Here is a 19,969-nt window from a genome sequence, read left to right as displayed (position 1 = left end):
CCCCAAATGAGAAACCCCAGAACATTCACGGATAAATTTTTCCTTGTAATCAAAGGATTATTTATGGGTGCAGCCAACAAAGTTCCCGGTGTATCCGGGGGTATTGTGGCTTTTGTGGGCGGATTTTATGAAGAGTTTATCTATTCCCTACAAAAGGTGAACGGAAAAGCCATTAAACTCTTGGTCAGTGGAAGGTTAAAAAGCTTTTATCGCTACACCAACGGCCAGTTTTTGGTCCTTCTTATTTTTGGCATGTTGGTGAGTTATTTCAGTGTCTCCAAAATTTTGGATTATTTTTTGGAAAGAAATGAGCTCTATGTGTGGTCTGCATTTTTTGGAATGATATTGGGCTCTATTTACTACATAGGAAAGGACTTTGGGCATTGGGGGAAAAAGACCGTCCCGGCGGGAATAATCGGTTTATTCATAGGCATATCCATAAGCTTCCTCAATCCCGCTACACAAAACGACAATTTAGTCTTTATATTTTTTTGCGGTATCATAAGTGTCTCCGGCATGACCTTACCTGGACTGTCCGGTTCCTTTATTCTGATCCTTTTGGGCAATTATGTACTGCTCCTGGTAGATTCCGTAAATGCACTTTACGATACCTTTTCCGAAATATTAATGGGCGACTTCAGTTTTATTAAAAATCCAACACGGCTCAATACCTTAAAAATATTGGCGGTTTTCACTACGGGATCTGCTGCCGGATTGGTGACACTCTCCCATCTGCTAACGTACGTTCTAAAACATTATAGACATATAACCACTGCTGTTATAATAGGTTTCATTACAGGCTCTTTGGGAGTGGTATGGCCTTGGAAACGCACTTTATTTAAAACGGATACCAATGGCAATTTGCTCTTGGACACCAACAGTAACCCGATAATAAAGAATTATGAAAGATTCCTGCCAAATGTGGGATCTTCCGAGACCTGGTGGGCCATTTTTTTTATATTTTTTGGGATATTAATTTTATTAGGATTAGACTGGTATGGAAAAAACAGAAAGAAATAAAATTAGATTTGGATTAATTGGAAAAAATATCTCCTACTCATTCTCTAGGGGATATTTTACCAAGAAATTTACCAAACTGGGACTGGAAAATCATTCTTATGAAAATTTTGATTTGGAGCGTATTGACGAGTTCAGAAGGGTATTGGAACAAAACAGCAATATTAAAGGTTTTAACGTCACCATCCCCTACAAAGAACAGATTATACCCTTTTTATCCAAAATAGATCCAGAGGCCCAGGCCATTGGAGCGGTGAACACTATTAAGATCAATGGGGCACAAACAATTGGCTTCAATACAGACGCTTATGGCTTTCAAAAATCAATAGAACCGCATCTTGAGGAACATCATCAAAAAGCACTTATCCTAGGCACAGGTGGTGCTTCCAAAGCAGTGGCATTTGTACTTGATAAATTAGGAATATCCTTTAAATTTGTGTCTAGAAATCCCAAGGACCAACAACTCAATTACACAGACCTTAACAAGGAAGTGTTATATAACCATACGGTCATTGTTAATTGCACACCTTTAGGAACCTACCCCAACATAAACGACAAGCCAGACCTACCTTACAACTTCATCACCGATCAACATTTGCTCTTCGATCTAATTTACAACCCGGAAAAAACTGCATTTTTATTGGCAGGTGAGCTGCAAGGCGGTAAAATAAGCAATGGCTCCAACATGCTCCAATTTCAGGCAGAAAAATCCTGGCAGATATGGAATTCCTAGAATAAGAAACAATTGCCCCAATCAAAACCTCAAAATACAGGAGCAGCCTCTTAAAAAAAACCTTAAAAAGAAGTTTCATTACCTTTGATATATAGACAGATGTAATTATATTTCCGTACATTACATTTAGAAAGCTATAAACATTCATAAAAATGTTAGAAGATAAAGAAGACAACCTACAGAATAATGTAGGTACAGAGGAAACCTCAGAAAATACCGAAGCAATAAATAATTCGGAGGCCGAGACTGAAACAAAAAAAACTCCCGGTCCCGAGACCGGTGAAACAGATTCTGAAAACAACACCAAGGAAATGATGGAAGACCAAAGTGCTTCTATTGGCTCCGAAACCAAGGACGAAGAAATACTGGAAGAAACGTCAACCCAAAAAGCTCCGGAAAAGGTACCGTCCATTAAAGAGAACGAGACTTCTGAAATAATTGTTGATGATTCCACCAACAATGAAGAGTCTGGCCAAGAGGCTGTGGAGAAAGAGGAAGATGTTCTGGAAGAAATAGATGAATCCAATGCAGAGGATGCCGAAGACACCGACAACCATCAGCGGCACCATATTCCCATGCCAGATTACCACGCAATGTCCATGGAGAACTTGGTTGGTGAACTTCAACGATTGGTAAGGAATGAAAAAGTACAGGCCATAAAAAAGCATGTTGATGGCATAAAATATGAGTTCGATCAAAAATTTCAGGAGTTCATAGATGAAAAGAAGGAAGACTTTATAAATAGTGGGGGAAATGAAATAGATTTCCGTTACAATTCCGTCACCAAAAGACAGTTTAACGAGGTATATGCAGATTACCGTGAAAAAAGAAATAGCTATTACAAAAACCTGGAGCAGGGACTTAAATCCAATCTTTCCCAAAGGCTGGAGATCATCAATGAACTAAAAGCCCTTGTAAATGTTGAAGAGGATATAAACACAACCTATAAAAACTTTAAGGATCTGCAGGAGCGCTGGAAAAATGCAGGTCCAATTCCACGTGCCAATTACAATGATGTTTGGCGAACATACCATCACCATATTGAAATATTTTATGACTTCCTACACTTAAATAGGGAACTTAGGGACCTTGATTTTAAGCACAACTATGAGGAAAAACTAAAGATAGTGGTGCGGGCCGAAGAGTTGGTCCAAATGGAGGATTTAAACAAAGCCTTTCAAGAACTTCAGACCCTGCACAAAATCTGGAAGGAAGATATTGGCCCTGTTGGCAAAGAACACAGGGAAGAGATTTGGGAACGTTTTAGCAATGCCACCAAATTGCTTCACCAAAGACGACAGGATTATTTTAAGGACTTGGAAAAAGTCTATGAACAAAACTTGGAAAGGAAAAATGAAATTATCCAATCCATAAGCTCCATAGCCACCCATATTGCCTCTAGTCACAAAGAATTGCAACAACAAATAAAGGAGGTTGAAAAATTGCGGGATTCCTTCTTTAAAGCTGGGAAAGTACCCCAAAAAGTAAATGAGAAGACTTGGGCAAGTTTTAAGGATGCGGTCCGTGAGTTCAATAGAAACAAGAATAACTACTATAAGAATTTAAAGAAAGACCAACAGATCAATCTCGATAAAAAAAAGGCATTGTTGGAGCTTGCCGTTTCCTTAAAGGATAGTGAGGATTGGGACACTACTACCCAGGAAATGAAGAGAATTCAGAACGAATGGAAAAAAATCGGGCATGTTCCCAGAAAATATTCGGACAAAATATGGAAGGAGTTCAAAACTGCGTGCAACCATTATTTTGATCGTTTACATGCCTTGAAAAATGAAGCCCACAAGGAAGAGGCCGAGAATTTTGACAGGAAAAATGCCTGTCTGGAAAAATTAAAGAGCTTCCAACTTAGTGGTGATAAGAGCAAGGATTTGGCTACCATCAAAGGGTTTATTGCAGAATGGAAAGAAGCTGGCAGGGTCCCCTTCAACAAAAAGAGCATAAATGCCAAGTTTAACAAAATTCTTGATGCACTATTCAAAAAATTGGATATCAACAGACAGGAAGCGGAACTCATGAAATACGGTAATAAGATTCAGCAGCTGGCCAATAATGACAACGACTACGCCATCTCCAATGAACGTACCTTTATAAGAAGAAAAATAGACGAAAGCAAGAGTGAAATTAGACAGTTGGAAAACAATCTCCAATTCTTTTCCAATGCTTCCGAGGACAATCCTGTGGTAAAAGAAGTGATCAAAAATATAAACAACCACAAAGACTCCCTGGCCACATGGAAGGCTAAATTAAAAAAATTGAACATTCTGGAGAATAATTTGATCAAAGAGGCGGAAGAAGCGGAAAATGAAGAAGACCCCTCCGCAGACGAAGAATAGACCCCGATATAAAAATTTAAACAAGAGCATATTAGTAAGACAGAGGTCAGTGCATTGATGGTTTTATGGTTTGTTATTTTCCTAACAAGCTGTGGAACTTCTGGAATAATTGTAAAAGAATCGACCAAGCCCCTTGCCCACCGATTGCCGCAACCCAGTTCAATATTCATTTTTACCAAAGAAGAACCGAACCTCAGCGATTCCCTTTTAATCGGCACTATAGTAACCAGACACAAGGGCCTTAACGGGGATTGCGATTTTATACAAGTTAAACGCGCCGCGGAAAAACAGGCCAAAGAAATTGGCGGTAATTTAATTTACATAACAAAACATAGCCCCCCTAGCGCGCTCTTAAATCCTTGCCATAGAATTAGGGGGAGTATCTATTCCGTTCCCAATCCCGAAGCCTTTGAAAAAGAAATTCTTTGGAACCCCGATAGAAAACTTAAAGTGAGCGATTTTAAGGGATCAACCAATGACAAACCCTTTGTTGCCGCCACAAATGCCTATTTTGGTTATAACACCCGCATAAAACCAAAAGAAAACATAGTTATCGTTGAAGTGGACACCTATTTCAATTGCGAACTGTCCTATTTTAAAAATAATAAGAACCAATCCCTAGTATTGAATCACGAACAGTTACATTTTGATATTACCGAACTCTATGCCCGGAAATTTACGCAAAGATTACAGCTCGAGGTAAAGAGTTTTAAGGACCTTGTAAAGAACGTGGAAAGAATAGGGAATGAAGTCCATAAAGAACTCCAGTTAAAACAGGACGCTTATGATACGGACGTATATAGTGACCTATCACAACAATCCAGTTGGGACGAATGGACCAAAATGGGATTGAAGGAACTGGACATATACAAAAACAAGATTATCAGCAGACCTTATAGGCTGGATTAAGGAATTCCTACCAACAAAACAATGTAACGATACCGAATTAATTTCCAGGGTAGGATACAAAAAAGCCTATCCAAAAACGTATGGAACACTTTCTGGGTAGGCTTTTATAATATCAGTATATTTTACTTGGCCACATTTACGGCTCTAGTTTCCCTAATAACGGTAACTTTCACTTGACCGGGATAGGTCATATCTGTTTGGATTTTTTGGGATATCTCAAATGAAAGTTCGGCGGCTTTATCATCGCTTACCTTTTCACTTTCCACAATAACCCTCAATTCCCTTCCAGCCTGAATTGCGTATGCCTTTTGCACTCCACCAAATCCGAAAGCGATATCTTCCAAATCCTTTAATCGCTGAATGTACGAATCCAACACCTGTCTTCTTGCCCCGGGTCTTGCACCGCTAATGGCATCACACACTTGCACTATTGGCGCTATAAGTGTTTTCATTTCTATCTCGTCATGGTGGGCTCCAATGGCATTGCACACATCGGGTTTCTCTCCAAATTTTTCGGCCCATTGCATCCCAAGAATAGCATGTGGCGTTTCAACCTCGGCCTCGGTGTTTGGAACCTTTCCAATATCGTGCAATAGACCGGCACGTTTGGCCAGTTTTGGATTTATTCCCAACTCGGCCGCCATAACCCCACAAAGTTTGGCAACTTCCCTAGAGTGTTGCAAGAGGTTCTGGCCATATGAGGAACGATATTTCATTCTACCCACTGCCTTGATCAATTCTGGATGCAGGCCGTGTATCCCTAAGTCGATTACCGTACGTTTACCAATTTCAACGATTTCCTCCTCTATCTGTTTTTCTGTCTTTTTAACAATCTCCTCAATTCTTGCAGGATGTATCCTACCATCTGTCACCAATTTGTGCAATGACAAACGCGCAACCTCCCTACGTACGGAATCGAAGCAGGACAGGATAATGGCCTCTGGGGTATCGTCTACTATAATTTCAACCCCTGTGGCCGCTTCCAAAGCCCTAATATTTCGTCCTTCGCGACCTATAATCCTTCCTTTTACATCATCGGATTCCAAATTAAAGACGGAAACACAATTTTCCACTGCCTCCTCGGTACCAATACGCTGAATGGTATTGATAATAATTTTCTTGGCCTCCTGTTGGGCCGTAAGCTTAGCTTCTTCCACGGTAGTCTGAATATAGGCCATGGCATCGGATTTTGCCGTATCCTTAAGGGACTCCAACAGTTGTGATTTGGCCTCCTCGGCAGATAGCCCTGAAATTACCTCCAATTGTTGTACTTGGCTTTTATGTAGTCTATCAAGCTCGGATTGTTTCTTTTCCAGGAATTCACTCTTATAATCCACCTCTTTCAGCTTATGTTCCAGCTGCTCTCCCAATTTTTTACCTTTTGCAAGTTCACTACTCACCTGGGATTCCTTATCCCTTGTACGTTTTTCCGCCTCCGATATTTTCTTGTCCTTATTGATAATAACCTTCTCGTGCTCAGCTTTTAGTTCCAAGAACTTTTCCTTGGCTTGGAATATTTTATCCTTCTTAATATTTTCCCCTTCAATATTGGCTTCCTTAATTATATTGGCCGCCTCTTTTTTTGCGTTGGCAATGGTCTTGGAGGCCTTGCCCTTTTCCATAAACTTTGCAATGGCAAATCCAATTCCCAATCCAACCAATCCTATTATTATTGCTATACTATCCATATTTATTTTGAAAATTATTTATAAAAAAAGCCCACATTGATGGAAGTTTTGTACAAACCCCGATAAACAGGTTTAGGGCTACCAGACTGCTCAAGGATCCTTATACGGGTAAGGCCTGCTTTTACAATCTAAACTCACCCTTTTCAAACAAATTAGTGTTGAGTTTGTCAAAAATTAATTACCAATGTGGGCAGTAACTTTATTTATTTTAAAGAACGTTATTTCATCCCTAGCTTGGAACTGACCAACATATTCAGTGCTTTTAATCGCTCTGCAGCTTCTTTTACACCTTCTGAATGGTCTATTCCCTTTTGCTCAATCTTGGAGGCAAACTGAAGTGCGCACATGGCCAGCACATCTTGTTTATCCCTTACGGCATAGTTTTGCTCAAATTTCTTTGCCAGCTGTTCTATATTCTTAGCGGCCTTTCTTAAGCCCTCTTCCTGTAGAGGATCAATTGTTAAGGGATATACCCTATCTGCTATAGAAAGCTTAATTTTGAGCTTCTCTGCCATAATGTTTATTTACACTATTCTGAAAGTTGGGCAATACAATGGTCCAACTCCCTAATCAATGTGTTTATTTTAAGCTTCGCTTCGGTCTTATTCGTATCACTACCCAGCATAGAACTCGCCAATTTTAGTGAATTGTATTTTTCCTGCCATTCATTCACTGAAACCCTTGTAGCCTCATGATCATTTTTTACAGCAACCAATTCTTCTTCCAATTTTAAATTGGTATGGTGCAAGAGCTCCAGCTTATGCAACAACTTACTAATTTTATTTTCTAAAGAATCAACAATATCTACCAATTCACTCATTTGCAAATATCAATGCATTTTACACAAAGTTAACACACCTCTTTATACTTAGCAATTCTTTTTTCATTTATTCTTAAAGTAAAATTTCCAACCTCAATTTAATAAAAATAATTGACCCTTTTTATATATTATATAACACAGACTTTTTTTTGAATTAGAATGGTATTAATTACTTTCGTACCAATTATCACCAATATGAAAGGCTTTTTTTTAGGATTTTTTCTATTTACCTCAATGATTTATGGGCAAGCACCCTATCCAAAGGATTTTTTTCGATCCCCTTTGGATATTCCAATTGTTCTTTCTGGAACTTTCGGAGAACTGCGTTCCAATCATTTTCACGCAGGTATCGATATAAAAACCCAACAACGTCAGGGGTTACCGGTCTACGCCATAGGTGAGGGTACGGTTACCAGAATAAAAGTTTCGGAATGGGGATATGGAAAAGCACTTTATATTGCCCATCCCAATGGCTATACGTCTGTTTATGGACATCTTCAAAAATTTTCGCCCCAAATAGAAGCATACGTAAAGAAGGTCCAATACCAGAAAAAATCTTTTGAAGTGGAAATTTTTCCCGAATTTTCTGAGCTTAAGGTTCAGAAAGGTGATCTTATGGCCTTCACGGGAAATACTGGTGGATCTGCCGGACCCCACCTGCATTTTGAAATTAGAAATAGCGCCTCTGAAATGCCGACAAATCCACTTCTATATGGAATGCAGGTTAGGGACGCTACAGACCCCACTCTGTTAAATGTTTATGGCTACCCACTTTCTGAGAACGCTCAAGTAAATCAGAGTCAGGAAAAAATTAAAATAAAATACCATAGACAAAGTGATGGCACCTATCTAGCGGACAAGGTTACTGCCCTTGGCACCATTGGATTTGGAATTAATGCCTTTGATCGTCAAGACCTTGCCGCCAACAAAAACGGAGTTTATTCAGTGAAACAGATAGTGAATGGAAAATTATACACCGAATTCAGTTTTGAGGCATTCTCATTTACCGAAAGCAGATACATAAACACCTTAATAGACTACGACCATTACAGCACCTATAGGGAAAGGATACAAAAGTGTTTTAAGGACGAAAGCAACCTTTTGGGCATCTACAAGACCATTTACAACAATGGCAAAATAGAAGTAAGTGAAGGCTTATCGTATAATGTGGAAATTCACATTTATGATCTTGCCGGTAATCTTACCAAATTGATCATACCGGTGGAAGGAAAACTTGAAGAAATTAAAATTCCAAAAATTGAAGAGAAAACGGACAACTATATTATTGCCAAAAAACCTAACAATTTTGATTTGGGTGCCGCAAAGGTGTATTTCCCGGCCAATACGTTTTATGACAATTTTTATATCGATTTAAAAAGTGGACAGGATACTATTACAATTCACAATAGCAAGGTACCGGTACACAGAAACTTCACAATAACCTTTGATGCTTCAAAATATTCGGAAGAGGAAAGGAAACAACTGTTCATTGGTAGATTGGACAATAATAGGGATGCAAATTACACCTCCACCTATAAACGGGGCACTACCTTTACAACAAGAACCAGGAATCTGGGAACCTATACCTTGGCGAAAGATACTGTTGCTCCACAGATTGGACCGAAAAATTTTAAGGACAAACAATGGCTTACCAACTACAGTTATTTGAGCTTAAAAATTACGGACGACCTAAGTGGTATCAATAGTTACAATGCAACCCTTAATGGCGAATGGATTCTTTTGGAATATGAGCCAAAGACAAATACCATTACCTATAATTTTGATGATCTTATATTGGATAAAAAACAATGTGATTTGAGAGTAGTGGTTACCGATAATGTTGGTAATAGCAGTACTTTCACAAGTACTTTTTACAGAAAATGAAACATTGAGACTTCTAAAACTATTCTTTCTTGTCGTTCTAACCTCTTCGGCAACCACTCTAAAGGCACAAACGGCTACCATAACCGGTGTGGTTTTCGACGAAAACCAAACTCCTTTGCCCAATGTTAATATTGCGTCCAAAAACCAAGGAACCTTTTCCGATGTAAACGGGTTTTATATATTGGAAATTATAGCGGACCAGGAAACAACAATAACTTTTTCACATCTGGGCAACGAAAAACTAATTCTTAAAGATCTCATTCTGAATACCAATGAAAATTATGAATTTAACCCCGTTCTAAAAAATAAGGCGATACTTATTGCCGAGGTTGTGGTAACCCCTGTAGGCAGTAGGTACGCCAAGGGAATTACCACTATTTCATCAGATATGGTGCGAAATATTCCGGGACCTAATGCAGGCGCTGAGAATATCTTAAAGCTTTTGCCCGGGGTGTCCTCCAACAATGAGCTCAGTACCCAGTACATGGTTAGGGGGGGCAATTTTGATGAGAATTTGGTGTACGTCAATGACATCGAAATCTACAGGCCCTTTCTTATACGCTCGGGACAACAGGAAGGTCTAAGTTTTATAAATAGTGATATGATAGGAAACCTGCAATTTTCCGCAGGGGGCTTTCAAGCCAAATACGGCGATAAACTTTCTTCCGTCCTAGATATCAGCTATAAGACAGCTGTAGATTTCGGACTTAAAGTTACCGCGACCCGTCTAGGAACTTCCACTACATTGGAAAGCGTTTCCAAAAACAAGAAACTATCCTCCTTAACCAGCGTCAGATCCAGGGACAACAGCCTTTTTGTGAATAGTCAGAATTCCAATGGCAACTATGATCCATCTTTTTTCGATATCCAACAATATACAACCTATATATTTTCCAACAAATTACGACTTAGTTACCTAGGAAATATTTCGATCAACAATTACCGAAACCAACCATTTACCAGACAGACGAATTTTGGAACATTGAATGATATAAAGACTTTGACGGTCCATTATGCCGGAAGTGAAAAAAACCAGTATAGGACCCATCTAAATGCCCTTAAAGCGGAATACCAATTAAATGAAAGAACTACCCTAAAACTTATATCCTCCCTGTACTTTAATAGGGAGCAAGAATATTCCGATGTAATATCCCAATACCGGCTAAGCGAGGTAAATGATGGTCTTGAGGTGGAATCCCCCGGGGAACCTACCCCTATAAATGGATTGGCCACACAATACAATCGGGCCAGAAATGATCTGGATGCCAAAATCTTCAATTTAGAGCATAAGGGCAGCCATTCCAAGGGAGGGAAGGTCATTTCATGGGGCCTGAAACTGGAGCACACCGATATTAGAGATCAAATTAGGGAATCAGAATTCATAGACTCTCTGGGGTATATGGTACGACCTCCTAATTCCGGTTATAATCGAAATGAACCAGAGATACCTTTTGAAGCACCCTTAGTGCCTTATGAGGGTATTATTGCCAGGAATTCGGTAAACACCAATAAACTCTCCGGATTTGTGCAGTACAGCCAAAGAACAGAATGGCACGAACATAATATTTACTATAACCTTGGGGCCAGGGTCAGCCATTGGACAGTGAATGCTAAAAACCTTAGAAGCGACTCCCATACCATATTTAGTCCCAGGGCCCAGTTTTCCATTAAGCCAAACTGGACAAAGGATATGCTGTTCAGGCTCTCTGGCGGAGTCTACCAACAGCCGCCATTATACAGGGAATTAAGAGATTACAATGGCACTGTTCATCCTGAAGTGGAGGCCCAAAAATCCTATCATTTAGTATATGGAAACCAATACAGCTTTAAATTGTGGCAAAGACCATTTACGCTGAACGCTGAGGCCTATTGGAAAAAAATGACGCATGTAAACCCCTATACCTTAGAAGATGTCCGTATACGATATGCAGCACAAAACAATGCAAAGGCGTATGCATACGGGGCAGAATTAAGGCTAAATGGTGCCTTTGTTCCAGGTACGGAGTCATGGTTTAGCTTAGGCTACCTTAAAACAGAGGAAAACATTAATGAAAGGGGGTATATTTCGAGGCCCACAGATCAGCGGTTAAAAGTAGGCATACTCTTTCAGGACTATATGCCAGAGGTACCGGACCTTAAAATGTACTTAAACCTGGTTTATAATACAGGGCTGCCTGGAGGTTCACCAAGTTATACGGATCCATACCTTTATCAAAATAGATTAAAGGATTATAAACGTGCAGATTTAGGAATTTCCTATATTTTTGTAGGAGCTAATAAATCCAATGACAAAAATTCCTTTTTAAGGGTTTTCAAGGATCTAAGTGGTGGCTTTGAAATATTTAATTTGTTCAACAACCAAAATTCCATAACCAACACCTGGGTCCGGGATTTGATAAATGAACAACAATTTGCCGTACCCAATTTTATGACCGGACGTGTCTTGAATATTAAAATCGAGATGCGTTTTTAGTACAGAATATAAATTTTAATGACAACATCGACAAGCACATTGGGTGTTAAGCCTGTTAAGGCCCGCCCATAGATAAATCATAATTGTGTGCAGTCCAAAAAGAACAAATTGCTATAGATGAAAAATATTGCTATAATAATATTCACCCTACTTAGCCTAGGTGTGTCCGCCCAAAAGAACATTTATACAAGTGAAAAATTTGACGAATTGAGCCAAGATCATAATAATTTGGCCATTATCCCATTCCTGACCAACCTGGAATTGAAGGATGAAATATCAAGTAAGGAGTTAAAAGATTTGGAACAAAAGGAGGGCTACGCGGTACAGGATGCCTTGGAAACCTATTTTTCCAAAAGAAAAAAGAAAAAGAAATTTTCCGTAGAGTTCCAGAATATTAAAAACACCAATGCCATCTTAAAACAAAATGGTATTTCATATGACAATATCGATGTTTACAGCGTAAAGGAACTAGCACAAATTTTAGGGGTGAATGGTATCATAAGCGGCACATTGGACCTAAATGTACTTCTATCCAAAGGTGTCCCTACAGAATTTAGCCTTCTTGATTATATTAACGGTGATTCCAATTATGGGCGAATAGGCGTAAAAATAAGTGACGGTATAACCGGCAAATTGCTTTGGAAATACGAAAAGCAAATCAATAAGAAATCTGGAAAAAACACTACAGACCTCATCGATCTCATGATGAAATTGGCTTCCAGAAAATTCCCTTATGACAGGGAACGCCCTAGAGATCGCAAAAAGAGCTAATTGGAACCGTATTCCTTTAACACCTCAACAACGTAATCCAACTCCTCTTTGGTATTGTATTTTGAGAACGAAAAACGCAAGGAAGGTTTTTCCAAGTCCTCAGGAGAAAGAATTTCCGCAAGCACGTGCGAACCCAAGTCACTACCGGACTGGCATGCACTGCCCTTGGAACAGGCAATTCCCTTAAGATCCAAATGAAACAATAACAGCAATGCCTTTTCAGAATCAAAAGGTAGGCGCACGTTCACCAAGGTATAGGTACCGCCCTCCAGATCCCCGGAAAGTCCATTAAAGGCTACATCGGGAATGGCTTTGGTTAATTTTTCTATAAAATATCTTTTTAGCTCCAACACATAATCACTTTCCTCTTCCAAGTGGTCGTAAGCCGCTATAAAGGCTTCTTCCAAGCCTACTATATTATGATATGGTTCGGTTCCCGCCCTAAAACCGCGTTCTTGAGATCCTCCAAAAATCAAGGGTTGCAGACCAGTGTTTCTTTTAATATAAGCGAATCCGACCCCCTTGGGGCCATGAAATTTATGGGCTGCAGCAGTTAAAAAGTGGGCATTGGTTTTCTGCACATCCCATGGGAAATGTCCTATGGACTGCACCGTATCCGAATGAAATAAGGCATTGTGTTCCAGACATAGTTTTCCAACGGCCAATATATCCAATATGTTTCCTATTTCATTGTTCACGTGCATTAGGCTAACCATTTTCTTACTGTCATCCCTTTTCAGCAGCGACTCCAAATGGGCAAGATCTGGATTACCATTTCCATCCAAATCCACAAACAATAGTTCAATACCATATTCCCTAGCGAGCGCCTCGGCCGTATGCAATACCGCATGATGTTCTATCTTGGAAGTAATCAAGGTTTCTATTCCAAGATCCCGAACACTGCACCTAAGTATCATATTGTCCGCCTCGGTACCGCCCGAAGTAAAGATTATCTCCGATGGGTGTGCGTTTAAATACTTAGCGATGGTTTTTCTTGCTTTTTCAATAGCCGTTTTAGCTGTTCTCCCAAAACCATGGGAAGAAGATGGATTACCATAGCAACTTGCCAGGGCATCTTGCATTTTAGAGATGACTTCCGGTCTAACCTGAGTGGTAGCGGCACTATCCAAATAAACCTTTTTCATTAAAAAAATAAATCAAATTAAAAACTTTCCAACTCTGGAAAAGTTTGCCAAAATTACTTGAAATAAAGTTAATTTCCTGTAAAATGCTCATAAACCTATAGGATTATAACCTATATTTCGATTAAATTTGAGGCATGAAAAATTATTTGACTTTCCTCCTGTGTTTGGCCCTTTGTTCATGCGATGATGGGGATTTAACCATAGAGACCATAGACTTTGACGATATTGCCATTGACTACTGTGACACAACAGTATCGACCAATACCACATTATTCTTTAAAATTAACGGTAACGAAGCTTTAATACTCACTTTAGCAAGTGGAACACTTAAAAATGTAGCATCGGACGGCGAAGTTGAATATCCTATTTCTTCTAGTACCACCCTCACCTACCGTGATTTTTCCGACGATGTTACCAGTACCTATTTTTGCAATCTCATCCCTGCAACGGAACCTACGGTGGTAGAAGAAATTGAAGCCGAGAGCGGTTCGGTACTTATAACCACCACAGCTGTAGTTGATGGTGATACCACTACTTATGAACATACCATAAGACTAAGTGGGATTACTTTTATCAATGCTTCCAACAATCAGCGGATAACGGATTTAAGCATCAACGATTTTGGAACTGTAACAACCAATTGATTATGGGGTATTCTGGAAAAAATATACTTCCGTAGCCCCCATACCGTATTTCTGGTAATCCGCATCATAAAACTTTGCATTTTCGTACCGCTTAAAAAGGAAATATAGCTCTTCCTTTAAAATACCTTCCCCTACCCCGTGTATAAATACTACCTTTTGAATCTTTTTGCGAATAGCAAAATCCAATTGGCGTTTGGCCGTATCAAGTTGTATATTAAGCATTTCAAAATTGGTCATTCCCTTTGTGGAAGGTGTTAGCTTATCTATATGCAGATCCACCTCCATCTGCGGAGAAAATCGCTCCTTGGCCTTTAACTTCTTACTATGTCGGTTCTTTGGCACTTCCTTCTCTGCCTTTATTTTAGCCACCTCAAAATTTGACACTTTAATAGCATTGGAACTGGAAACTTTCAATAATTCAGCTGCTGTATATGTTAACAAGAACCCATCGTTACTTTCTACCGTAATTTGCCCACCATTTACTTTTACCACAACTCCTTGAACAATATCATCGATGGCCTCAACTTGATCTCCTACCTTAAAATCCATTAGTCCTTTTCTTTATCTTTATCCTCATCCTTATTTTGATCTATACTCCACAACTGCGTGGTCCTATACAGACCAAACATTAACAGGACAATTCCAATGCTCAACGCATATTCCCCTTCCATATACTGGTCTCCCAACCCGGAAATTACAGCTCCAACCAGTATCAGCACCAAATAAAAAGTCCGTTTTGTTTTCATTGCCCAAAAATAATAGTATTTTTCGGTAAAGAATTATATTAGCACTTTAAATAACCCTGATGGCAATTCTCTTGGAACTGGAAAATTATATGCTCCCTTGCATGAACAAGCAGATATTCGGCATTGAGTGTCCCGGTTGCGGAATTCAACGGTCTATTTCCTATCTTTTGGATGGTAACTTTATTGAGGCCTTAAAGATATATCCCGCTATATATACCCTCATATTTCTAGTGGGTTTTGTTGGTGCCTCTCTACTGTTCGACATAAAAAATTCCTTCAAGATCAAAATCTATCTTTTATACCTAAACGCTGGAATCGTCATTGTAAATTACATTTACAAAATGGTTCATCTAATACATTAAAAAAGAATTATGGAACAACAAAAACTACCCAACGCCACACTAATATTAGTTTTCGGGATTATCTCAATAGTTACCTGCTGCTGCTATGGTATTATTGGTTTGATCTTCGGTATCGTAGGCCTTATTCTAGCTAAAAAGGCCACTATCCTCTATGCGGTAAACCCTAGTATGTATGAAGGATACAACAATGTTAAGTTAGGAAAAACCTTATCGATCATAGGTATCGTTCTTAATATTCTAGTAATCTTCTTCTTCCTTTGGATCATCTCTGTTATTGGTTGGGATGCATTACAGAACGAAGAACTTATGAGGGAAAGAATGGAAGATTATTTTCAAAACCTTCAATAAATTTTATTATCAGCCAACAATTTAATTGATCATCTTTATGGAAAACAACCAAACCCATCCCAAACCGAGCAACTATTTGGTTTTAGCTATTATCAGTACGGTATTCTGTTGCCTGATACCAGGTATAGTGAGTATTGTGAATGCTGCCAAAGTAAATGAAGCCTATGCACTAGGCAATTATGAACAGGCCGAAAGAGCTTCCAAAAATGCTAAAACATGGGCCATTGTAGGTATTGCAATAGCGGGCCTATTTTGGCTTATATATATTGCATTTTTTGGCTTGGCAATCTTTGGTGCATTTATGGGCGCAGGTGATTTCTAGAAGAAATAAAATAGCAGTAGCCATTATAATGGGAGTGGTTTTCTTTGGAATACTACTCCTTTATTTTTTCAACAACCCAAGTAATTCCAACCACTTTCCCCAATGTCCATTTTTTACTGCCACAGGCTATTACTGTACAGGATGTGGGAGTCAGAGGGCGTTACACGATTTACTCCACTTGGATATCATTGGTGTAGCCAAACACAACCTACTTTTTATCCCTGCTTTTTTATTGATTGCCTACCATTGGGTGCGTAATTATGTCCCCATACACGGAAAAGAAAGCTTACCAGATTTAATCTATCACCCCAAAACGCCTATAGTGTTGATAATAATAATTGCCCTGTTTACCATTTTAAGGAATATCAATCTTTATCCTTTTACCCTTTTGGCACCAGAATAAAAAACCGCTATGAAATAAATAACGGGTCATCCCGTTCATCGAGAGGAAAATTATTTCTCAAACTGCATTAGTGTCTTCGTTATAATCCCAACACAGTCCAATAGCTGTTCCTTATTCATTACCAAAGGCGGGGCGAACCTGATAATATTTCCGTGAGTTGGTTTGGCCAGGAGACCATTATCCCTTAATGCCAAGCAAATATCCCAAGCCGTTGAGCTGTCTTCGGAGTCGTTTATCAATATGGCATTTAATAAGCCTTTCCCCCTTACGGCCTTTACAATATTACAAGTGGGTATAAACTTATTGAGTTCTTCCCTGAACAGCACTCCCAATTGATAAGCGTTTTCAGCAAGCCTTTCTTCTTGGACTACCTCTAAAGCGGCTATACCCACTGCTGCAGCCACTGGGTTACCGCCAAAAGTACTCCCATGGCTACCGGGCTTTATTACCTCCATGATTTCGTCATTGGCCAGCACTCCAGAGATTGGATAGGCCCCTCCTGACAGTGCCTTCCCCAAAATTAATATATCCGGTTTTACCTCAGGCGTCCCACTGCAGTGCCTATCAGGACAATTGCAATTGCCACAGCTAGCCAATAGTTTCCCCGTGCGGGCTATTCCCGTCTGCACCTCATCGGCAATAAAAAGGACATTGTGCTTTGTGCACAGCTCACGCGCCTTGACCAAATAGTCTTCAGAAGGCACATATACCCCAGCCTCTCCCTGTATGGGCTCCACTAGGAATCCCGCAATATTCCTATCGCTCTCCAAAACTTCCTTTAGAGCCCTTATATTATCGTATTCTATCTTAATAAAGCCTTCTGTATAGGGACCATAATTTTTGCGGGCAATAGGATCATTGGAAAATGAAATGATAGTAGTTGTTCGTCCGTGAAAATTATTCTCGCAAACAATTATTTGAGCCTGGTTTTCTGGAACTCCCTTTTTCTCGTAGGCCCATTTCCTACAAATTTTAAGAGCTGTCTCCACTGCCTCGGCCCCTGTGTTCATGGGCAGTAATTTATGGTAGCCAAATGTTTGGGCGGCCAACTTCTCAAATTTCCCGAGCATATCATTGTAAAAGGCCCTGGAAGTCAATGTCAGCGTTTTGGCCTGATTTATCATAGCATTGACAATTTTAGGGTGACAATGCCCCTGGTTTACTGCTGAATATGCTGATAAAAAGTCGTAATATCTTTTTCCTTCAACATCCCAAACAAAAACTCCCTCTCCCCTGGTTAAAACCACAGGTAGTGGATGATAGTTGTGCGCTCCGAATTTTTCCTCCAGTGCAATGGCATCTTTAGAAGATAATTTTTCCAAAACCGACATGATTAAATAACTTTTAAATAAAACTTTAGCAATTCCTTCTTGGGGAGAGAAATCATCCAACTTTTGTAGAGATTGCAAATTACGAATTGTAAATTGCATCCTAAAATTTTTAGGCATTGATTTTTGCTCAGAAAAACCTACCAATCAATCTTTTAGACGAAATTTGGCACTTACAGGATAATGATCGGACAAAAACCAGTTTTCCGGTCCATTGTGGACTTTAGCATCCAAAAGTTTCTGGGATATTTCGGGTGAAACCAAAATATAGTCTATACGTTGCAAACGTGAAGTCAATTCTTCCTTGGTTTCCCCATTTATATCTCCCAAAACCTGTCCGGGAAAACTGCCCCTCCCATTGATTCCTTTTGTAAATTTTTGTACCACGTCAAACAGAGGGATCGACAGGAACTTGGACATTACGGCATAATCAAAACTGCCATTTTCAATATTCCCCTTCAAGCCTTTTCCAGCATTGGATTCTCGTAATCCCTGTAATAAATTACCATTGGGATCGTACAGATCGGCATCAAAGGGAGAATGGGCGTTAAAATCACCCAAAACGATAAATTTAGAATTGGATTTATTAATTTCTTCCAATTTCCTTGATAGTATAGTGGCCTCCTCCCGTCTTCTCTCAATGCTGCCGGGATGGAGATGAATTACCAAAAAATCGATTCCATTTATATGGCAGTGCAATGCCCCATGGTGCATACCATCCATTATTTTTTCCTTAATAGCAATTGGATATTTGGAGGTTAAACCAACCGAATAACCGGTAGTTTTTAACAATATGGAATAGTCATGACCCCATGCCTTGGCATCATCCATTAACTTTTCCGGAGTGTAGGCACACAATTCCTGTAGGGCAACAACATCTGGAGATTGTACTCCTATCCACTGCTGCACCTTCTCCCTTCTATCCTGATCCTTGCCCCAATCATAGCCATTCCAAATATTATAGGTTATTATTTTAAAATCGCTCTTTTTATCTTGTGATACGAGTGATAATGGCAGTATTATAATTATCAATAAAATATTTCGAAAATTCATTGGTCTAAATTTATTTTAAGAACATGCCCTATAGTGCGTTGACCGCCATAAATATTCCAACCCGAAGGGGCGTACAAATATGCCGGTTTATTATTTATCATCAAAATTTTTGGGCGTTCCAGCTTCGGATCTGGGCTATATATCTTTACTACCTTTTGGGGATCGTATTCCCAATAATAGGTGGACAATAGATTATAACCTATAGTAGCATTCCCCAAATTGAATGTAAGTCCGTCCTTAGATTTCCAAAGTGTTCCACCACCAACTATACCCATATTTTGACCATGATTGTCCGTGGTCAATAAATAGATATTATCTTGATAGGTAAAAACGGTTCCCTCCTCCAATGTCCCCTTGTTAGAAGTAACGGGCTTGTCCTGAATAGTATATGGGCCCTTTAATTTATTGGCAATAGCCAGGCCATACTTTAGTATACCTTCTGTGGTTTTGGTTTTAAAATATAAGTAGTACTTCCCATTTACTTCCAAAAAGGTCGGATTTGCCACTCCCATATTGGATTTATAATTCCATTTATTAGGGTTGTCTGCATTTAATACCATTCCGTCCTTCCCAACTTTTTTCCATAGACCTTAAGGAGATTTTGCAATGGCCATTCCAATACGTTGATTTCCGCCATGAAGAGGTTGATGATAATCCGTATTGGCAATATATAACAGCACGTATTGCTTTCCCACTTTTTTTATTTCCGGGTTATGTGGCGCATATTTATCCCAGGTATCCTTTCGCGTACCTTTGAGGGCAATATCAGAAAAAACAAAGGGCCCTTCTGGTGAATCGGAAACATAGTGCGCTATTTCGGAAGATTTTCGCCAAGCAGGATTAACATTCATTTCTTGCCATCTTGCCACGAATAAATGAGTTCTTCCATCCTCACCATGGATGGGTGCACAGCCCCAAATAGTATAATTATCATCTTGAACGGCCACGCCCTTGTATTCCAAGTTCTGGGCG

Annotated in this window: 22 protein-coding genes and 1 other RNA gene; 12 read left to right on the top strand and 11 right to left on the bottom strand. The window is 39.4% G+C overall.

What is annotated here, in order from left to right; translation table 11 throughout:
* Positions 1-6 precede the first annotated feature (6 nt).
* The 4 genes from C7972_RS21365 (at position 7) to C7972_RS21350 (ending at position 5,010) form a co-directional block, all read left to right on the top strand.
* Positions 7-1,020, top strand: a complete 1,014-nt coding sequence (locus tag C7972_RS21365; protein WP_110358201.1) for a DUF368 domain-containing protein — start codon at positions 7-9, stop codon at positions 1,018-1,020.
* Positions 998-1,750: a shikimate dehydrogenase gene (locus C7972_RS21360; protein ID WP_110358200.1), complete on the top strand. Its 753-nt coding sequence runs from the start codon at positions 998-1,000 to the stop codon at positions 1,748-1,750. The genes C7972_RS21365 and C7972_RS21360 overlap by 23 nt, the downstream gene beginning before the upstream one ends.
* A gap of 152 nt (positions 1,751-1,902) precedes the next feature.
* Complete coding sequence (locus C7972_RS21355; RefSeq protein ID WP_110358199.1) at positions 1,903-4,101, top strand: DUF349 domain-containing protein; 2,199 nt, start codon at positions 1,903-1,905, stop codon at positions 4,099-4,101.
* A 57-nt stretch (positions 4,102-4,158) separates the two neighbouring features.
* Complete coding sequence (locus tag C7972_RS21350; RefSeq protein ID WP_110358198.1) at positions 4,159-5,010, top strand: hypothetical protein; 852 nt, start codon at positions 4,159-4,161, stop codon at positions 5,008-5,010.
* Between the two features lie 122 nt (positions 5,011-5,132).
* On the opposite strand, the gene rny is transcribed toward C7972_RS21350, so the two are convergent.
* The 4 genes from rny to C7972_RS21330 all read right to left on the bottom strand — a co-directional run bounded on the left by rny (position 5,133) and on the right by C7972_RS21330 (position 7,518).
* Positions 5,133-6,698, bottom strand: coding sequence for a ribonuclease Y (rny, locus tag C7972_RS21345; RefSeq protein WP_110358197.1), 1,566 nt, complete (start codon positions 6,696-6,698; stop codon positions 5,133-5,135).
* A 54-nt stretch (positions 6,699-6,752) separates the two neighbouring features.
* Positions 6,753-6,862, bottom strand: a non-coding RNA gene (gene ssrS / locus C7972_RS21340) — 6S RNA.
* Positions 6,863-6,916: 54 nt separating this feature from the next.
* Positions 6,917-7,213, bottom strand: a complete 297-nt coding sequence (locus C7972_RS21335; RefSeq protein WP_031444722.1) for a cell division protein ZapA — start codon at positions 7,211-7,213, stop codon at positions 6,917-6,919.
* A 14-nt stretch (positions 7,214-7,227) separates the two neighbouring features.
* The gene (locus C7972_RS21330) at positions 7,228-7,518 is read right to left on the bottom strand and encodes a hypothetical protein (RefSeq protein ID WP_110358196.1); all 291 of its coding nucleotides are present in this window, start codon (positions 7,516-7,518) and stop codon (positions 7,228-7,230) included.
* Between the two features lie 195 nt (positions 7,519-7,713).
* On the opposite strand from C7972_RS21330, the gene C7972_RS21325 reads away from it, so the two are divergent.
* The 3 genes from C7972_RS21325 (at position 7,714) to C7972_RS21315 (ending at position 12,646) form a co-directional block, all read left to right on the top strand.
* Positions 7,714-9,402: a M23 family metallopeptidase gene (locus tag C7972_RS21325; protein WP_110358221.1), complete on the top strand. Its 1,689-nt coding sequence runs from the start codon at positions 7,714-7,716 to the stop codon at positions 9,400-9,402.
* Positions 9,356-11,875 (top strand): carboxypeptidase-like regulatory domain-containing protein, encoded by a 2,520-nt coding sequence (locus C7972_RS21320; RefSeq protein WP_110358195.1) that lies wholly within the window; start codon positions 9,356-9,358, stop codon positions 11,873-11,875. Before C7972_RS21325 ends, C7972_RS21320 begins: the two co-directional genes overlap by 47 nt.
* Before the next feature lie 117 nt (positions 11,876-11,992).
* On the top strand, positions 11,993-12,646 hold the full coding sequence (locus C7972_RS21315) for a hypothetical protein (protein WP_110358194.1): 654 nt from the start codon (positions 11,993-11,995) through the stop codon (positions 12,644-12,646).
* Here the strand turns inward: C7972_RS21315 and C7972_RS21310 are convergent.
* Positions 12,643-13,791 carry a cysteine desulfurase family protein gene (locus C7972_RS21310; protein ID WP_110358193.1) on the bottom strand — a complete coding sequence of 383 codons (1,149 nt, stop codon included), beginning with the start codon at positions 13,789-13,791 and terminating at the stop codon, positions 12,643-12,645. The two genes, C7972_RS21315 and C7972_RS21310, sit on opposite strands and share 4 nt — an antisense overlap.
* 134 nt (positions 13,792-13,925) lie before the next feature.
* Here C7972_RS21310 and C7972_RS21305 point away from each other — a divergent pair, with 134 nt between their 5' ends.
* Complete coding sequence (locus C7972_RS21305; RefSeq protein WP_110358192.1) at positions 13,926-14,435, top strand: hypothetical protein; 510 nt, start codon at positions 13,926-13,928, stop codon at positions 14,433-14,435.
* On the opposite strand, the gene C7972_RS21300 is transcribed toward C7972_RS21305, so the two are convergent.
* Both C7972_RS21300 and C7972_RS21295 read right to left on the bottom strand, forming a co-directional pair.
* Complete coding sequence (locus C7972_RS21300; RefSeq protein ID WP_110358191.1) at positions 14,436-14,984, bottom strand: Smr/MutS family protein; 549 nt, start codon at positions 14,982-14,984, stop codon at positions 14,436-14,438.
* Positions 14,984-15,181: a hypothetical protein gene (locus tag C7972_RS21295; protein ID WP_110358190.1), complete on the bottom strand. Its 198-nt coding sequence runs from the start codon at positions 15,179-15,181 to the stop codon at positions 14,984-14,986. The genes C7972_RS21300 and C7972_RS21295 overlap by 1 nt, the downstream gene beginning before the upstream one ends.
* Before the next feature lie 59 nt (positions 15,182-15,240).
* Here C7972_RS21295 and C7972_RS21290 point away from each other — a divergent pair, with 59 nt between their 5' ends.
* From C7972_RS21290 to C7972_RS21275, 4 genes are read left to right on the top strand one after another with little or no spacing between them, the layout of a single operon-like run.
* Positions 15,241-15,543, top strand: a complete 303-nt coding sequence (locus tag C7972_RS21290; protein WP_258364920.1) for a DUF2752 domain-containing protein — start codon at positions 15,241-15,243, stop codon at positions 15,541-15,543.
* A 9-nt stretch (positions 15,544-15,552) separates the two neighbouring features.
* A complete protein-coding gene (locus C7972_RS21285; protein WP_110358189.1) occupies positions 15,553-15,891 on the top strand; it encodes a CCC motif membrane protein in 339 nt (112 codons plus the stop codon).
* 37 nt (positions 15,892-15,928) lie between these two features.
* The gene (locus C7972_RS21280) at positions 15,929-16,213 is read left to right on the top strand and encodes a CD225/dispanin family protein (protein WP_110358188.1); all 285 of its coding nucleotides are present in this window, start codon (positions 15,929-15,931) and stop codon (positions 16,211-16,213) included.
* Positions 16,203-16,616 (top strand): DUF2752 domain-containing protein, encoded by a 414-nt coding sequence (locus C7972_RS21275; protein ID WP_110358187.1) that lies wholly within the window; start codon positions 16,203-16,205, stop codon positions 16,614-16,616. Before C7972_RS21280 ends, C7972_RS21275 begins: the two co-directional genes overlap by 11 nt.
* 50 nt (positions 16,617-16,666) lie before the next feature.
* Here the strand turns inward: C7972_RS21275 and rocD are convergent, their stop codons facing one another.
* The 4 genes from rocD to C7972_RS21255 form a co-directional block, all read right to left on the bottom strand.
* Entirely contained in the window at positions 16,667-17,947 is a 1,281-nt protein-coding gene (gene rocD, locus C7972_RS21270) for an ornithine--oxo-acid transaminase (protein ID WP_110358219.1), read from the bottom strand.
* Positions 17,948-18,091: 144 nt separating this feature from the next.
* Entirely contained in the window at positions 18,092-18,997 is a 906-nt protein-coding gene (locus tag C7972_RS21265; protein WP_110358186.1) for an endonuclease/exonuclease/phosphatase family protein, read from the bottom strand.
* Complete coding sequence (locus tag C7972_RS21260) at positions 18,994-19,557, bottom strand: hypothetical protein (protein WP_110358185.1); 564 nt, start codon at positions 19,555-19,557, stop codon at positions 18,994-18,996. The genes C7972_RS21265 and C7972_RS21260 overlap by 4 nt, the downstream gene beginning before the upstream one ends.
* Positions 19,558-19,587: 30 nt before the next feature.
* On the bottom strand, positions 19,588-19,959 hold the full coding sequence (locus tag C7972_RS21255) for a hypothetical protein (RefSeq protein ID WP_110358184.1): 372 nt from the start codon (positions 19,957-19,959) through the stop codon (positions 19,588-19,590).
* Positions 19,960-19,969 lie beyond the last annotated feature (10 nt).

The sequence above is a fragment of the Arenibacter sp. ARW7G5Y1 genome (assembly GCF_003201775.1).
Lineage (GTDB): Bacteria > Bacteroidota > Bacteroidia > Flavobacteriales > Flavobacteriaceae > Arenibacter.
Note: the sequence above shows the minus strand (reverse complement) of the source record. Positions and strands in the feature narration are given on the sequence as shown.

What these genes read in the sequence shown, in the direction of transcription:
- C7972_RS21365 (WP_110358201.1), top strand. Translation starts at nt 7, where the DNA reads ATGAGAAACCCCAGAACATTCACGGATAAATTTTTCCTTGTAATCAAA.
- C7972_RS21360 (WP_110358200.1), top strand. Translation starts at nt 998, where the DNA reads ATGGAAAAAACAGAAAGAAATAAAATTAGATTTGGATTAATTGGAAAA.
- C7972_RS21355 (WP_110358199.1), top strand. Translation starts at nt 1,903, where the DNA reads ATGTTAGAAGATAAAGAAGACAACCTACAGAATAATGTAGGTACAGAG.
- C7972_RS21350 (WP_110358198.1), top strand. Translation starts at nt 4,159, where the DNA reads ATGGTTTTATGGTTTGTTATTTTCCTAACAAGCTGTGGAACTTCTGGA.
- rny (WP_110358197.1), bottom strand. Translation starts at nt 6,698, where the DNA reads ATGGATAGTATAGCAATAATAATAGGATTGGTTGGATTGGGAATTGGA.
- C7972_RS21335 (WP_031444722.1), bottom strand. Translation starts at nt 7,213, where the DNA reads ATGGCAGAGAAGCTCAAAATTAAGCTTTCTATAGCAGATAGGGTATAT.
- C7972_RS21330 (WP_110358196.1), bottom strand. Translation starts at nt 7,518, where the DNA reads ATGAGTGAATTGGTAGATATTGTTGATTCTTTAGAAAATAAAATTAGT.
- C7972_RS21325 (WP_110358221.1), top strand. Translation starts at nt 7,714, where the DNA reads ATGAAAGGCTTTTTTTTAGGATTTTTTCTATTTACCTCAATGATTTAT.
- C7972_RS21320 (WP_110358195.1), top strand. Translation starts at nt 9,356, where the DNA reads ATGTTGGTAATAGCAGTACTTTCACAAGTACTTTTTACAGAAAATGAA.
- C7972_RS21315 (WP_110358194.1), top strand. Translation starts at nt 11,993, where the DNA reads ATGAAAAATATTGCTATAATAATATTCACCCTACTTAGCCTAGGTGTG.
- C7972_RS21310 (WP_110358193.1), bottom strand. Translation starts at nt 13,791, where the DNA reads ATGAAAAAGGTTTATTTGGATAGTGCCGCTACCACTCAGGTTAGACCG.
- C7972_RS21305 (WP_110358192.1), top strand. Translation starts at nt 13,926, where the DNA reads ATGAAAAATTATTTGACTTTCCTCCTGTGTTTGGCCCTTTGTTCATGC.
- C7972_RS21300 (WP_110358191.1), bottom strand. Translation starts at nt 14,984, where the DNA reads ATGGATTTTAAGGTAGGAGATCAAGTTGAGGCCATCGATGATATTGTT.
- C7972_RS21295 (WP_110358190.1), bottom strand. Translation starts at nt 15,181, where the DNA reads ATGAAAACAAAACGGACTTTTTATTTGGTGCTGATACTGGTTGGAGCT.
- C7972_RS21290 (WP_258364920.1), top strand. Translation starts at nt 15,241, where the DNA reads ATGGCAATTCTCTTGGAACTGGAAAATTATATGCTCCCTTGCATGAAC.
- C7972_RS21285 (WP_110358189.1), top strand. Translation starts at nt 15,553, where the DNA reads ATGGAACAACAAAAACTACCCAACGCCACACTAATATTAGTTTTCGGG.
- C7972_RS21280 (WP_110358188.1), top strand. Translation starts at nt 15,929, where the DNA reads ATGGAAAACAACCAAACCCATCCCAAACCGAGCAACTATTTGGTTTTA.
- rocD (WP_110358219.1), bottom strand. Translation starts at nt 17,947, where the DNA reads ATGTCGGTTTTGGAAAAATTATCTTCTAAAGATGCCATTGCACTGGAG.
- C7972_RS21265 (WP_110358186.1), bottom strand. Translation starts at nt 18,997, where the DNA reads ATGAATTTTCGAAATATTTTATTGATAATTATAATACTGCCATTATCA.
- C7972_RS21260 (WP_110358185.1), bottom strand. Translation starts at nt 19,557, where the DNA reads ATGGTATTAAATGCAGACAACCCTAATAAATGGAATTATAAATCCAAT.